General features: G+C 70.0%; 12 protein-coding genes. 11 read left to right on the forward strand and 1 reads right to left on the reverse strand.

Features of this window, described 5'->3' with window-relative positions:
• Positions 1 to 8: 8 nt before the first annotated feature.
• From AC10V3_RS19305 to gspF, 11 genes are all read left to right on the forward strand, one after another.
• Entirely contained in the window at positions 9 to 509 is a 501-nt protein-coding gene (locus AC10V3_RS19305) for a GspH/FimT family pseudopilin (protein WP_022536893.1), read from the forward strand.
• On the forward strand, positions 506 to 907 hold the full coding sequence (gene gspI, locus AC10V3_RS19310) for a type II secretion system minor pseudopilin GspI (protein WP_022536894.1): 402 nt from the start codon (positions 506 to 508) through the stop codon (positions 905 to 907). The genes AC10V3_RS19305 and gspI overlap by 4 nt, the downstream gene beginning before the upstream one ends.
• Positions 885 to 1604, forward strand: a complete 720-nt coding sequence (locus AC10V3_RS19315; RefSeq protein WP_041681168.1) for a PulJ/GspJ family protein — start codon at positions 885 to 887, stop codon at positions 1602 to 1604. The genes gspI and AC10V3_RS19315 overlap by 23 nt, the downstream gene beginning before the upstream one ends.
• Complete coding sequence (gene gspK, locus AC10V3_RS19320) at positions 1601 to 2635, forward strand: type II secretion system minor pseudopilin GspK (protein WP_022536896.1); 1035 nt, start codon at positions 1601 to 1603, stop codon at positions 2633 to 2635. The genes AC10V3_RS19315 and gspK overlap by 4 nt, the downstream gene beginning before the upstream one ends.
• Before the next feature lie 268 nt (positions 2636 to 2903).
• On the forward strand, positions 2904 to 4364 hold the full coding sequence (gene gspL, locus AC10V3_RS19325) for a type II secretion system protein GspL (protein ID WP_490922752.1): 1461 nt from the start codon (positions 2904 to 2906) through the stop codon (positions 4362 to 4364).
• A gap of 306 nt (positions 4365 to 4670) precedes the next feature.
• Complete coding sequence (gene iscB, locus AC10V3_RS19330) at positions 4671 to 6071, forward strand: RNA-guided endonuclease IscB (RefSeq protein WP_490922753.1); 1401 nt, start codon at positions 4671 to 4673, stop codon at positions 6069 to 6071.
• The gene (locus AC10V3_RS19335) at positions 6071 to 6688 is read left to right on the forward strand and encodes a type II secretion system protein M (RefSeq protein ID WP_022536898.1); all 618 of its coding nucleotides are present in this window, start codon (positions 6071 to 6073) and stop codon (positions 6686 to 6688) included. Before iscB ends, AC10V3_RS19335 begins: the two co-directional genes overlap by 1 nt.
• On the forward strand, positions 6688 to 7506 hold the full coding sequence (locus tag AC10V3_RS19340; protein ID WP_022536899.1) for a type II secretion system protein N: 819 nt from the start codon (positions 6688 to 6690) through the stop codon (positions 7504 to 7506). The genes AC10V3_RS19335 and AC10V3_RS19340 overlap by 1 nt, the downstream gene beginning before the upstream one ends.
• 34 nt (positions 7507 to 7540) lie before the next feature.
• Positions 7541 to 9991, forward strand: coding sequence for a type II secretion system secretin GspD (gene gspD / locus AC10V3_RS19345; RefSeq protein ID WP_022536900.1), 2451 nt, complete (start codon positions 7541 to 7543; stop codon positions 9989 to 9991).
• A gap of 8 nt (positions 9992 to 9999) precedes the next feature.
• The gene (gene gspE / locus AC10V3_RS19350) at positions 10000 to 11532 is read left to right on the forward strand and encodes a type II secretion system ATPase GspE (RefSeq protein WP_022536901.1); all 1533 of its coding nucleotides are present in this window, start codon (positions 10000 to 10002) and stop codon (positions 11530 to 11532) included.
• Between the two features lie 14 nt (positions 11533 to 11546).
• On the forward strand, positions 11547 to 12764 hold the full coding sequence (gene gspF / locus AC10V3_RS19355; protein WP_022536902.1) for a type II secretion system inner membrane protein GspF: 1218 nt from the start codon (positions 11547 to 11549) through the stop codon (positions 12762 to 12764).
• A gap of 66 nt (positions 12765 to 12830) precedes the next feature.
• Here gspF and AC10V3_RS19360 read toward each other — a convergent pair whose 3' ends face one another.
• Positions 12831 to 14132, reverse strand: coding sequence for an NYN domain-containing protein (locus tag AC10V3_RS19360; protein ID WP_022536903.1), 1302 nt, complete (start codon positions 14130 to 14132; stop codon positions 12831 to 12833).
• Positions 14133 to 14217 lie beyond the last annotated feature (85 nt).

Here is a 14217-nt window from a genome sequence, read left to right on the forward strand (position 1 = left end):
AACCTTCCATGACCACGGCCCCGCGCCCCCGCGCTCCCCGTCGGCGGCGCCGGGGCTTCACCCTGCTCGAACTGCTGGTGGTCATGGTGATCGCCGGCATTGTGATTTCCCTGGTGGCCGTCAACGCCTCACCCAATGAGCGGGGCCGCGTGCTGGACGACGGCCAGCGCATCGCGCGGCTGTTCGAGCTGGCGCAGGAAGAGGCGCAGCTGGGCGCGCGCCCGATCGCCTGGGAGGGCGACGCCAGCGGCTGGCGCTTCCTGGAATCGACCCCTAATGGCTGGATCCCGATGCGCACCGACGTGTTCGCCCCGGGCCACTGGCGCCTGGCGCTGGACCAGGTCATCGTCACCGAGGGCGGCCGCACCGCCGGTACCGGCGGCCCGCCCCGGCTGATCTTCGGGCGCGAGCTGATCGACGCCCCGCAGCGGCTGATCCTGGTGCGAGGCGATATCCGCGTGGACATAGCCAGCGACGGCAGCGGGCGCTATTTCGCCAGCACGCCATGACCCGACCCGTCATGCGCCGGCGCGCGGCCGGCTTCACGCTGATCGAAGTGCTGGTGGCGCTGACTATCCTGGCGGTCGCGCTGACCGCCGCGATGCGCGCGATGGGCTCGATGGTCGATGCCAGCATGTCACTGCAGACGCGCATGCTGGCGGAATGGAGCGCGGAGAACCACCTGGCCTCGCTACGCCTGTCCAAGACTTGGCCGGAGCCCGGCGTCAGCGGCTACGCCTGCCCGCAGGGCGGCACGCCGCTGTACTGCGAGCAGTCGGTCTCGGCCACGCCCAACCCGGTCTTCCGCCGCGTCGAGGTCGCGGTCTACCCGTCCGCCACCGACAAGTCCGTGCGGCTGGCGTGGCTGGTCACCATCGTCCCCAATGAAACCCGCAACGTGCTCTGAGCGCCGGCGCGCGCGCGAACGCGCTGGCAAGCGCCGCGGCTTCACGCTGCTGGAGATGCTGGTCGCCATCACGCTGCTGGCGGTGATGGCGGTGATCGGCTGGCGCGCGCTCGACAGCCTGACGCGCAGCCACGAACGGCTCACCGACCACGATGCGCGCCTGGATGCGCTCAAGGTCCTCTACGGCCAGTTCCAGACCGATTGCGAACACCTCGCCGATCCCACGCTGCTGCAAGCCAGCCCGGTCGAGATCGGCCAGAACCGCCTGCTGCTGGTGCGCGACCGGCGCGACGAAGGCCAGCCGCCGGCGTGGCAGGTGCTGTCATACCAGCTCGACGGCAATACCCTGCTGCGCGTGGCCGCGCCGCCGGTAGACAATCGCGCCGCGCTGCAGTCGGCCATGCTGGCGCTGCGCCAGACCGGCGGCACCAGCGCCGCACAGGTGCGGCGCGTGCTGGCCGACGTGGACGGCATGAGCGCGCGCGCATGGGTGGAGCCCGCCGGCTGGCAGGCAGATACCGGGCGCATCCGCAATGTGCTGTTCAGCGGCAACGCCGCCAGTGCTGTGGAGGCCTCGGCCGTTGGCGCCGCCCTGCCCAACACCGGGGTGCGCGCAGTGGAGCTGACCATTTTTGCGCGCATGGGCGGCGGCGACGCGCCGCGGCAGTTCCAGAAGATCTGCATGACCGGGCTATGAGCCACGCCCTCCGCCGCTCCCCTCGCTCCCTGCCCTGGGCCCGCCGCCAGCGCGGCGCCGCCGTGGTCACCGCACTGCTGATGGTGACGCTGGCCGTGGTGGTGGTGTCGGGCATGCTGTGGCGCCAGCAGGTGCAGATCCGCGCTATCGAGAACCAGCGGCTGCTGGCCCAGGCCACCTGGATCGAGCGCGCCGCGGTGGACTGGGCGCGCCTGATCCTGCGCGACGACCAGCGCCGCACCAATGTCGACGAACTGGGCGAGCCCTGGGCCGTGCCGATCGCCGAGACCCGGCTGTCGGACTTCCTCGGCGCGTCGCTGCGCACCGATGTCGCCGGCGAGACTTCGTTCCTGTCGGGCCGTATTCTCGATGCGCAGGCACGCTTCAACCTGGCCAACCTGGTGATATGGACCGCCAGCGGCGCGGAGGGCGGCCGCATTGCCTCGATCGACCAGCCCGCGCAGGCGGCCTACCGCCGGCTGCTGCAGACCGTGGGCCTGAACCCGGCGCTGGCCGAGACCACCGCGCGCTACATGCTGCAAGCCGCCCAGGGCGGCAGCAGCGACGGGCGCGCCGCGCCGCGCCCGCTGGACAGCGTGCAGGGCCTGCTGGCGCTGCCCGGCTATACGCCCGAGATGGTGGCGGTGCTGGAGCCCTTCGTCACGGTGTTGCCCGAGCGCACGCTGGTCAACGCCAATACCGCCGAGGCCGAGGTGCTGGCCGCCGTAATCGACAAGCTGCCCGTGGAGCGCGCGCGCGAGCTGGTGCGCCAGCGCGACCGCGCCTACTTCAACAACATCAGCAACCTGCAGACGCAGCTTTCTTCCTTGGCCCCGCAGGCGGATACCAGCAACCTGGGCAATATGCTCGACGTCCGCACCCACTATTTCCTGGTCTACGGACTGGTGCGCCATGAACGCGCCAGCCGGCTGCAGGTGTCGCTAGTGTTCCGCGGCGAGCCGCTGGGCGCCACCAACACCACCCGCGTGGTCTGGATCCAGGATGCGGACAGGCTGCCGGTTCTGCGCTGATGTCTGAAGCAATGCCGGCGAAGCAAGGAATTCCGCGGCGCCGGCTACCGGGGAGAATGCTATTGACGCGGTTTAGTCACACAGGCAAGGTATGCTGCGGCGCTGGCGCGAGCGTGGCACCAGCCCACCCGCCGCCGTCCGGCCTGCCTGGCCGCCCGCCGGCATCCCCGCGCCCCGGCCGTCGTCCGATTCCGGGGCGATCCCGGGCGCAATCCCCCGGGCCATGCGCCTGCCCGAGCCGTTCCACCGAAGCCAAAGCAAGGAAACCTTGAGCACCACCCTGTACGTCCGCCTGCCGCATCGGCCGCATGACCAGCCGCAACCGTGGCAGTTCGGCGCCCTGCCGTTCGCGCTGGTGCGCACGGCCGCCGCCGCGGCGGTCGGGTCCGCACGGCGCGGGGAGGCTCGCACGGCACCGGAAGTGTTGCGCGAAGGCCACGCCCGCATCGCCGAGCTGCCCGCGGCCGAGCGCCTGGTGCTGATCCTGGCCGCCAGCGACGTACTGCTGACCACCGCCAGCGTGCCGCCGCTACCGCCCGCGCGTTTGAAACTGGCACTGCCGAACCTGATCGAGGATGCGCTCGCCACCGACGCGCAGCCCTGCCATGTCGGCGTGGGGCCGGTGCTGGACGGCAGTGCCCCCGCGCGCGGCCCGCGCCGGCGGCTGCTGACGGTGGCCGACCGCGCCTGGCTGCGTGCCGTGCTCGACGCCTTTGCCGAACACCGCCATCGCCGCCGTCACGTGCTGGCCGCGCAATTGTGCATGCCGCTGGTCCCGCCGGAAGCCTCCCCGGCCGAGCCGTCGCTGGCGCCGGCCGCCGAAGCTGCGGCACCCGAGACCACGCCGGCGCAGCCGGCGACCCTGGTGGTCGAAGCCGCCGCAGGCGCTTTCGCGCAGAGTGGCGAGCTGCTGGACCCCGCCGCCGTTGCCGCCGCGCCGGCCGCACCAGCCCCGGCGCGCCAGTGGCAGCTGACCGTGCGCACCGGCGAGCATGCCGGCTACGGCCTGCTGCTGGGCGACGACGCGCTGGCCGCCTGGCAGGCCCTGGCGCCGGCGGGCACCTGGTACGCCGATGCCGAAGCCGCCGCCACCGCCCCGGTGCCCGAGCTGCGCCAAGCCTCCCGTACCGGCTGGCGCCTGTGGATCGAAGGCGCACAGGAATGCCTGCGCGAGCCGGCGCTGGACCTGGCGCAGTTCGAGTTCGCACAGGGCCGCGCCGACCGCTGGAACCTGGCCGCCTGGCGCTTGCCGCTGGCGCTGCTGGCCGGCATCGTGCTGGTGCAGGTGCTGGGCATGAATATCCACTGGCTGCTGCTGCGCCGCGAGCAGCAGCGCCTGGAAACCGCGCAGCTGCAGACGCTGCGCGGCACCTTCCCGCAGATCCAGACGGTGCTGGACGCGCCGCTGCAGATGCGCCGCGAGGTCGAGCAGCTGCGCACAGCCAGCGGGCGCAGCACGCCCGAGGACTTCCTGCCGCTGGCGGACCGCTTCGCCCAGGCCGCGCGCCGCCTGCCGCCCGACGCGCTGCAGGGGCTGGAATACCGCGGCCGCATGCTGTTGGTCACGCTCAAGCCGGGCACCGACATCGCCGGGCTGCGCGGCGCCGCACGCCAGGCCGGACTGCAAATGGAAGAGGACAAGACCGGCGGCGCAGTCAGTGGTACCGCCACCAGCGCGGGCAGCCCCGTGACGCCAGGCTCGCGCTGGGCCGTCAGGCCGGGCCTGTAAGGGCCCGACGAGCAAGCATGAACGCAGTCAACTACCCCGGCCTAAAGGCCGGAGCTTGAAAGGCAACTGACAAGCTCGGGTTGACCAGGCAAAGCGGTAGCCAATCCGCTACGTTGCGCGCAGGTGCAAGACCGACGTTGGGATGCTTCCTTAGTCCCAACCTCTCGAAGCCCCGGTTGCAGACAAGCGACAGGGTAAGCACGAAACGGATCGGGGCAGATCGCCGGTTCGCAACATTGCCGAAGGGAGACGCCCCGCAAGGGGCGCGTAACCAGGCCCGTAAGGGCACCTAGTAGGAGAGATTGCATGGCAGTCTTTGTGCTGGACAGGCACGGCAAGTCGCTCATGCCGTGCAGCGAGAAGCGGGCCCGCTTGCTGCTCGAGCGCGGGCGGGCTCGCGTGCATCGACTGGTGCCGTTCGCAATCCGGCTGACCGACCGGCGACTGGTGGACAGTGAGCTCCAGCCGCTGCGCCTCAAGCTCGATCCAGGCAGCAAGGAGACCGGTGTCGCCATCGTCCGCGAAATGGCTTCGCACGCCGGCGGCGCGCCAGACGCCTTCGTGCTTTCGCTGGCCGAGATCATCCACCGCGGCCGGCAGATCAACGAGGCACTTACTGCCCGACGCGCCATGCGGCGGGCCCGGCGCGGGCGCATGACGCGCTATCGCGCGGCCAGATTCGACAATCGTCGAAAGCCGGAAGGCTGGCTCGCGCCCAGCCTTCGTCACCGCGTCGAGACGACTGCGGCATGGGTGCGCCGCTTCCGCAAGCTTGCCCCAATCACCGCCCTCAGCATGGAATTAGTGCGCTTTGACATGCAGGCCATGGAAAACCCGGAGATCTCCGGCGTTGAGTACCAGCAAGGCACGCTCCTGGGCTACGAGGTCAAGGAGTACCTGCTGGCGAAGCTCGGCCGAACTTGCGCATATTGCGACGCAACGGATCGCCCCTTGGAGACTGAACACATTGTCGCCAAGGCCAAAGGCGGGTCCAACCGCGTTTCGAACCTGACGCTTGCGTGCCGGCCCTGCAACCAGAAGAAGGGGAACCTTCCATTAGAGGTCTTCCTGCGCAAGGACCCCGATCGCGCCAAGCGCATCCTGGCGCGCGCGAAAGCACCGCTGCGAAACGCCGCAGCCGTGAATGCAACTCGCTTCGCCCTGCTCAATGCCCTCAAATCCTTCGGGCTGCCGGTCGAAACCGGATCCGGCGGTCAGACGAAGTACAACCGGAGGCGTCTCGACATCCCAAAGTCGCATGCGCTAGACGCGGCCTGCGTTGGCAACGTGCATTCCGTCTGGCCCTGGCAACGGCCCATACTGCGCATCCAATGCGCCGGCCGCGGTAGTTATCAGCGCACTCGCGTTACCGCTCACGGCTTCCCGCGCGGTTATCTCATGCGCAGCAAACGCGTGTTCGGCTTTCAGACCGGCGACATGGTCAAGGCGGTGGTTCCCTCCGGGAAAAAGGCAGGTACGCATATTGGCCGGGTTGCCATCCGAGCAACCGGCTCTTTTAACATCCAAACCGTCGCTGGCGCCGTGCAGGGTATTTCCTACAAGCACTGCAATCTGCTCCAGCGCGGCGACGGGTATGGATATTTCTTCATAACGCCCACCACAAAGGAGAGCGAGACCAGGGGCGACGCTTCGCGTCGCGCGCTATCCCTCCCCGACCTGAAGGCCGAGGTTTCTCGCGCAAACTGATGAAAGACTCCGCCCGCAACCAGACGCCCCGCCCTCATGCCACGAATGGCCCTGCCCGGCCCGCCGCGACCTCCGCGCTGGGCGCGCGCCTGGCGCGGCTGCGCCCGTCGGTGCCGCAGGCCTGGCAAGACCGCTTCAACGCCTTCTGGTCGGCGCGCAACCCGCGCGAACAGGCGATCCTGGCCGGCGGCGGCGCCGTGCTGGTGCTGGTGATCGGCTACATGCTGCTGTGGGAGCCGGCCGCCGAGGGCCGCCAGCGCCTGGCGCGCAGCCTGCCGCAGATGCGCGCCGACCTGGCCGAAATGGAATCGCTGGCGCAGGAAGCACGCGGCCTGAAGGCCACGCCGGCGCCGTCGCTGCGCGGCGATGCGCTTACGCAGGCGCTGCAGGACAGCCTCGGCCAGCACGGCCTGAAGGCGAGCAGGCTCGCCGCCGGCGCCGACAACAGCGTGCAGGTGCAGCTGGACAAGGTACCCTTCGGCGCGGTCAGCGCCTGGCTGCAGGACGTGCGCCAGCAGCAGCGCATGAAGGTGATCGACGCCCGTATCGTCTACGTCGGCGCCACGGCGCTGGTCAATGTCAGTGCGACCCTGCAGGGTCCGGGCGGCCGCAGCTGATGGTACGGCTGGAAACGCTGCGGCTGCCGCGCCGCAAGCCGCGCCAGCCGGGCGCGTGGCGGCGGCTGCGCTGGCTCGGGATCGGGCTGGCCAGCGCCGCGGTGACCGTGGTGGCGATGCTACCGGCGACCTGGATCGCCGAGCGCGTCGCCACGCAGACGCAGGGACGGGTATTGCTGGCCGATGCCAGCGGCTCGGTGTGGCGTGGCAGCGCCACGCTGGCGCTGTCGGCCGGCACCGGCAGCCAGACCGCGACGGTGCTGCCCGGGCGGCTGCAATGGACGCTGGCTTTCTGGCCGCTGTTGACCGGCACCGCGCGCCTGGTGGTGAGCCACTCCGAGGCGATGGCCGCGCCGGTGGCCATCACCGTGACGCCGGGCGGCTGGACCGCGCAATCGGGCGCGATCCGCTTGCCGGCGTCGCTGCTCGAAGGCGTCGGCGCGCCGTTCAACACGCTGCGCCCGGACGGCCTGATGCGCCTGAACTGGTCCACGCTACAGGGGCGTTTCTCGGGCACGAACGGCAACGGCATGAGCGGCCATATGACACTGCGCATCGAGCAGGTGTCGTCGGCAATCAGCCGGCTGCGCCCGCTGGGCAGCTACCGCGCCGAGATCGACTGGGCCGGCGCGGGCGGCGGCAGGCTGCAACTGAGCACTATTGCCGGGCCGCTGCACCTGGAGGGCAGCGGCACGCTCGGCCGGCAGGCGCGCTTCGAGGGCACCGCGCACGCCGAACCCGAGGCGGCAACACAGCTGGCCAGCCTGCTGAGCCTGCTGGGACGACGAGACAACCATGTGACAAGGCTGCGCTTCTGATACCAGGCAGAAGCAGAAGTGCACGGAAATGACTATGAAAACCCACGCCATCCGACCTGTTTTCCAGACCGCCTGCGCCCGCGCGGTGGCCCTGCTGTGCGGGATCTCGCTGCTGGCGCCCGCGCCGCTGTGGGCCCAGCCCGCTGGTGCCGCAAACCCGCCGCCGCCACCAGACATCTCGCCGTCCAACCGCGATCAGGTGGTGCTGAACTTCGTCAACGCCGACCTCGATTCGGTGATCAAGGCGGTCGGCCAGGCCACCGGCAAGAACTTCGTGATCGACCCGCGCGTCAAGGGCACGGTGAACCTGGTCACCGAGCAACCGGTCTCGCGCGCGCAGGCGCTGCAGACGCTGGGCTCGGTGCTGCGCATGCAGGGCTATGCGATGGTCGAGAGCAATGGCTTCACCAAGGTCGTGCCTGAGGCCGACGCCAAGCTGCAGGGCTCGCCCACCGTGATCGGCCCCGGCGCAAGCCGCGGCGACCAGGTGGTGACGCAAGTGTTCCGGCTCAACTATGAATCGGCCAACAACCTGGTGCCGGTGCTGCGGCCGATGATCGCGCCCAACAACACGATCACCGCCTACCCGGCCAATAACACGCTGGTCATCACCGACTACGCCGACAACCTGCGCCGGCTGGCACGCATCATTGCCGCCGTCGATGCGCCGGCCTCGGGCGAGGTCGAGCTGGTGCCGCTCAAGCACGCACTCGCCAGCGATACCGCACTGGTACTGCAGAAGCTGATGGACCCCTCGGCCGCGGGCGCGGCCGGCGGCGCCGGCGCGCCCGGCATCGACAGCAGCCTGCGCACCACGGTGGTGGCCGAGCCGCGCAGCAACGCGCTGATGATCCGCGCCTCCAGCCGTGCGCGGCTGCAGCAGGCGCGCCAGCTGATCGAGAAGCTCGACCAGCCCTATGCGCGCCCCGGCAACATCTGGGTGGTGCCGCTGAAGAACGCCGATGCGGTCAAGCTGGCGGCGACGCTGCGCGCGATCGTCGCCGCGGACAGCAGCTTTACCACGGCCACCCAGCCCGGCGCCGCGGGCGCTGCCGCCGGTGGCATCGGCGGCGCCGCGGGGATGACCAGCGTCTCGACGCCGACCGGCTCGCAGTTCACCGGCGGCACCACCGGCACCCAGACCGGCATGCGCAGCGGCAACGGCGGCACGGGCGGCGGCGCCTATGGCAGCTCGGCCTTCGCCGCGTCGTTCGGCACCAGTACGCAGCCGACCACCGGCGGCATCATCCAGGCCGACCCGTCCACCAACTCGCTGATCATCACCGCCAGCGAGCCGGTCTACCGCAACCTGCGCGGCGTGATCGACGACCTGGACGCGCGCCGCGCGCAGGTCTACATCGAATCGATGATCGTCGAGGTGACCTCCACGCAGGCGAGCGAGCTGGGCATCCAGTGGCAGGGCCTGATCAGCTCGCCGGGCGGCAACAACAACGTCTTTGCCGGCACCAACTTCGGCTCCGGCGGCCAGAACATCCTGAACCTGACGCTGGCCGGCGCGCTGTTCGACACCAACCGCACCGCCGGCATCGCTGCCGCGCAATCGCTGGTGCCCGACGTGGGCGGCCTGAACCTGGGCATCGTCAACAAGGCCATGGGGCTGGGCGCGCTGCTGCGCGCACTCGGCACCAATGGCAGCGTCAACCTGCTGTCCACGCCGAACCTGATCACGCTGGAAAACGAGGAAGCCAAGATCCTGATCGGCCAGAACATCCCGATCACCACCGGCTCCTACGCGCAGACCGGCGGCGCGGCCTCGGTCACGCCGTTCCAGACCTTCGACCGCAAGGACGTGGGCATCACGCTGCGCGTCAAGCCGCAGATCACCGACGGCGGGCTGGTGAAGATGCAGATCTTCCAGGAGTCGTCGTCGGTGGTAGCGGGCACGCTCGCCCAGATCCAGGGCCCGACCACCAATGTGCGCTCGATCGAGACCAACGTGCTGGTCGATGACGGCCAGATCATCGTGCTGGGCGGCCTGATCGAGGACACGTACGGCGACGGCGTGCAGAAGGTGCCGTTGCTGGGCGACCTGCCGCTGATCGGCGGCCTGTTCCGCTATGAGAACAAGAACCGCGGCAAGACCAACCTGCTGGTGTTCCTGCGCCCGTATGTGATGCGCACGGCTGGCGCCGCCGACCGCCTGACGCAGGACCGGTACGACTACATGCGCGCACAGCAGCAGGGCTTTGTTTCGCCTAACATCATGTTGCGCGAGCCGAACACGCCGATGCTGCCACCGGCCGATGCGCCGACCACGCCGTTCATCGACCCGCGCGCGAACGGGCCGGTTGCCGCCCCGCTGCCTCTGCCGCAGACGATTCCGCAAAATGCGCCGCAGCCAGGTGTCCCGGCGCAGCCTCAGCCCATCCAGCAACCAGCGACCGCACCGCAGCCGCTGAGCCAGCGTGGTGAATCCGCCACGCTGAACGCCGCGCAGCCGGCTACGCCGGCCCGCCAGAACTGAGCCCTGCCATGGCAAGCGAAGTCCAATCCGCTACCCCCGAGCCGCTCGAGCCGCCCTCGCCCATGGCCGCGCGGCTGGTCTCGTACGGCTTTGCGCGCGAGGCGCCGCTGCTGATCGCGCACCAGCGCGCCGACGGGCTGGAGGTGTGGGTCAGCCGCGCCACCTCGCCGACCGCGCTGGCCGAAGTGGCGCGCGTGCACGGCGCGCTGCGGCTGCGCGTGCTCGAGCCCGAGGCACTGGAACTCGCCATGGCCGATGCCTACAACCGCCAGGACGCCGGCAGCGCCGCGCAGGTGGTGGGCGAAGTGGAAGGCGAGGTCGACCTGTCGCGCCTGATGCAGGACATCCCGGCGGTGGAAGACCTGCTCGAGTCCGAGGACGACGCGCCGATCATCCGCATGATCAACGCGCTGCTGACGCAGGCCGCGCGCGAAAACGCGTCGGATATCCACATCGAGCCGTTCGAGTCGTCGTCGGTGGTGCGCTTCCGCGTGGACGGCACGCTGCGCGACGTGGTGCGGCCCAAGAAGGCGCTGCACGGCGCGCTGATCTCGCGCATCAAGATCATGGCGCAGCTCGATATCGCCGAGAAACGCCTGCCGCAGGACGGCCGCATCACGCTGCGCGTGGGCGGGCGGCCGGTGGACGTGCGCGTGTCGACGCTGCCGACCGGGCACGGCGAGCGCGCGGTGCTGCGCTTGCTGGACAAGGAAGCGGGCCGGCTGGACCTGGCCAAGCTCGGCATGGCGCCGGGCACGCTGCGCGGCTTCGATCACCTGATCAACCAGCCGCACGGCATCGTGCTGGTGACCGGGCCGACCGGCTCAGGCAAGACCACCACGCTGTACGCGGCGCTGTCGCGGCTGGACTCGCGCACCACCAACATCATGACGGTGGAAGACCCGATCGAGTACGACCTGGACGGCATCGGCCAGACCCAGGTCAACCCGCGCATCGACATGACCTTCGGCAAGGCCCTGCGCGCGATCCTGCGCCAGGACCCGGACGTGGTGATGATCGGCGAGATCCGCGACCTGGAGACCGCGCAGATCGCGGTGCAGGCCTCGCTGACCGGTCACCTGGTGCTGGCGACGCTGCACACCAACGACTCAGCCTCGGCGGTGACGCGTCTGGTCGACATGGGGATCGAGCCGTTCCTGCTGTCGTCGTCGCTGCTCGGGGTGCTGGCGCAGCGGCTGGTACGGCGCCTGTGCCAGCACTGCAAGCGCGAGGACATGATCGAAGTGACCGCCGCCGAAGCCGAGGCACTACAGGCGCAGGGCAAGCCGCTGCAGCGCGTCTGGCACCCGGTGGGCTGCGACAAGTGCGCCCAGTCGGGCTACCAGGGGCGCATGGGCGTCTATGAGCTGCTGACCGTCGATGACGAGATCCGCACCATGATCCACCGGCAGTCGCCCGAGTCCGAGATCAAGCACGCGGCGCTGGCGCGCGGCATGCACACCATGCGTGGCGATGCGCAGCGCTGGATCGACAGCGGCGCGACCTCGCTTGAGGAAGTGTTGCGCGTGACGCGCGACTGAGCGGAGCCGCCCGGATGCCAGCCTTCCGCTATGAAGCCGCCGACGCCACCGGCAAAACCGACCGCGGCGTGATCGAGGCCGACAGCCCGCGCCAGGCGCGCTCGCAGCTGCGCGCGCGCGGGCTGACGCCGCTGACCGTCGATGCGCTGGCCGGCGCCGGCCTGGCGCCGCGCAGCGGCAGCCAGCTGTTCGCGCGCAAGCTGTCGACGCAGGAGCAGGCGCTGTTCACGCGCCAGCTGGCCAGCCTGATCGTGGCCGGGCTGCCGCTGGATGAGGCGCTGGGCGCACTGGCCGACCAGGCCGAGCGCCCCTACGTGCACGAACTGCTGGCCGGCATTCGCGCCGAGGTGATGGGCGGCAGCTCGCTGTCGGTGGCGCTGGCGCAGCATCCGCGCGATTTCCCCGACATCTACCGCGCGCTGGTTTCGGCCGGCGAGCACTCCGGCCACCTGGGGCTGGTGCTGGAGCGACTGGCGGGCTATATCGAGTCGCGCAACACGCTGGCCTCCAAGATCCGGCTCGCCTTCACCTACCCCGCAATCGTCACGGTGGTGGCGTTCGCGATCGTGATCTTCCTGCTCTCGTACGTGGTGCCGCAGGTAGTAAGCGTGTTCGCCAATACCAAGCAAAAGCTGCCGACGCTGACCATCATCATGCTGGCGCTGTCGGACTTTGTACGCAACTGGTGGTGGGCGGCGCTGGCGGTGATCGCGGTCACGGTATTCGCGATCCGCAGCCTGCTGAAACAGCCCGCGGTGCGGCTGGAATGGGACCGCTGGCTGCTGACCGCGCCGCTGCTGGGCAAGCTGATCCGCGGCTACAACACCGCGCGCTTTGCCGGCACGCTGGCGATCCTGGTGTCGGCCGGCGTGCCGATCCTGCGCAGCCTGCAGGCCGCGGGCGAAACGCTGACCAACGAGGCGCTGCGCGCCAATGTGGAAGATGCCAACACGCGCGTGCGCGAAGGCGCCTCGCTGGCGCGCGCGCTGGCCGCGCAGAACCAGTTCCCGCCGGTGCTGGTGCACCTGATCCGCTCCGGCGAGGCCACCGGCAACCTGCCGGTGATGCTGGACCGCGCTGCGCAGGGCGAGGCGCAGGAACTGGAACGGCGCACGCTGTTCCTGACCAGCCTGCTGGAGCCGCTGCTGATCCTGACCATGGGCGTGGTGGTGCTGCTGATCGTGCTGGCGGTGCTGATGCCGATCATCGAGATTAACCAGCTGGTGCGCTAAAGCAAAGCGCCGGCACAGGGCCGGCGCTTCTTGCGCTTGCGGCCGGCATTCCGCCGGCCTGCCATATCACTCGGCTTTCTCCTTCTTGCTCGGGCGCTTGCGCGTCTTCCGTGCCGGAGCCGGCGCGGGCGCCGCTTCGGCGGCCGCTTCCTGCCGGGGCAGCACCTCAGGCTGGGGCTCGATCTGCGCCGTCAGCACCGTCGTGCCCGGCGCAGCAAACACCGACTGGTCGATCGGCCACGGCGTTTCGCTCAGCGTCACATCCGGGCGGCGCGCGGCGCGCTTGCGCGCGGTGTGGCCCTTGGGGGCGGTCTCGGGCTGCGGCGCGGCCTCGACTACCGGGTCGGCGGCGGGATCCGGCTCGACCGCATCGGCGGCGACGAACGGCAGATCGGGCTCGGGTTCGCGGACCTGCACCGGCTCCGGTGCCGCCTCCGGCTGGGACATGACGGGCGCAGGTGGATCCGCGGGCACGGGCGCCGGTTGCGGCTGGCGGCGCGCTTCAGGCTGTGCCTGGGCCTGCTGGGCCGGGCGCTGCTGCTGCGACTGTTGCGGCTGGGATTGTTGCGGCTGCGGCTGGCCACGCCCATCGCTCTCCCCGCCACCCTTGGAACGCTTCTTGAGCCGGATCCAGATAGTCTTGTTGTTGCCGCCGTTGCGGGTCTCGACCTCGAACAGGCCGGTGGCTGCCACCAGCTCGGAAAGCTTGCCGTAGCCGTAGTTGCGCGAGTCGAATTCCGGCGCCTGCTTGGCGATATGGTTGCCCATGCTGCCCAGCGTCAGCCAGCCGTCCTCGTCCGACACCGCCTGCGCCGCGTTCTGCAGCAGGCGCACCAGGCGCGAGTCCTGGCGCAGCTCGCCGGTGCTGCGCTTGCGCGTGGGCGCGGCGGCCTCGTCGGCCCCCTCCGTATCCGCATCGGCGCGCAGCACGTCCGAGTAGATGAACTTGTCGCAGGCGGTGACGAAGGGCTTGGGCGTCTTGCGCTCGCCGAACCCGTAGACGGTCAGCCCCTGCTCGCGGATGCGCGAGGCCAGCCGGGTGAAGTCGCTGTCGCTCGAGACGATGCAGAAGCCGTCGAAGCGCTCCGTGTACAGCAGGTCCATGGCGTCGATGATCATGGCGCTGTCGGTGGCGTTCTTGCCCACGGTGTAGCGGAACTGCTGGATCGGCTGGATCGAGTGCGACAACAGCCGCTCCTTCCAGCCGGCCAGGTTGGGCCGGGTCCAGTCGCCATAGATGCGCTTGACGGCGGCCACGCCGTACTTGGCAACCTCGGCCAGCAGGCCTTCGACGATGGCGGGCGCCGCGTTGTCGGCGTCGATCAGCACGGCCAGGGTCGCGGTGCCCTGGCGGGGGGAATTGGTCATGTTCAGGTATTCGCTGGTTTGCCCGTGCACAGGACAGGCAATCGGAAAGCAGGTTGCACCAGGCTGGCTGTGCAGATGTGGCGCA

Source organism: Cupriavidus sp. PB-02 (assembly GCF_058252315.1).

Bases quoted from the DNA above. Each gene is read 5' to 3' on its own strand.
- AC10V3_RS19340 (WP_022536899.1), top strand. From the start codon at position 6,688: ATGGTACGGCTGGAAACGCTGCGGCTGCCGCGCCGCAAGCCGCGCCAG.
- gspI (WP_022536894.1), top strand. From the start codon at position 506: ATGACCCGACCCGTCATGCGCCGGCGCGCGGCCGGCTTCACGCTGATC.
- gspE (WP_022536901.1), top strand. From the start codon at position 10,000: ATGGCAAGCGAAGTCCAATCCGCTACCCCCGAGCCGCTCGAGCCGCCC.
- AC10V3_RS19335 (WP_022536898.1), top strand. From the start codon at position 6,071: ATGAAAGACTCCGCCCGCAACCAGACGCCCCGCCCTCATGCCACGAAT.
- iscB (WP_490922753.1), top strand. From the start codon at position 4,671: ATGGCAGTCTTTGTGCTGGACAGGCACGGCAAGTCGCTCATGCCGTGC.
- AC10V3_RS19360 (WP_022536903.1), bottom strand. From the start codon at position 14,132: ATGACCAATTCCCCCCGCCAGGGCACCGCGACCCTGGCCGTGCTGATC.
- AC10V3_RS19305 (WP_022536893.1), top strand. From the start codon at position 9: ATGACCACGGCCCCGCGCCCCCGCGCTCCCCGTCGGCGGCGCCGGGGC.
- gspK (WP_022536896.1), top strand. From the start codon at position 1,601: ATGAGCCACGCCCTCCGCCGCTCCCCTCGCTCCCTGCCCTGGGCCCGC.
- gspF (WP_022536902.1), top strand. From the start codon at position 11,547: ATGCCAGCCTTCCGCTATGAAGCCGCCGACGCCACCGGCAAAACCGAC.
- gspD (WP_022536900.1), top strand. From the start codon at position 7,541: ATGAAAACCCACGCCATCCGACCTGTTTTCCAGACCGCCTGCGCCCGC.
- AC10V3_RS19315 (WP_041681168.1), top strand. From the start codon at position 885: ATGAAACCCGCAACGTGCTCTGAGCGCCGGCGCGCGCGCGAACGCGCT.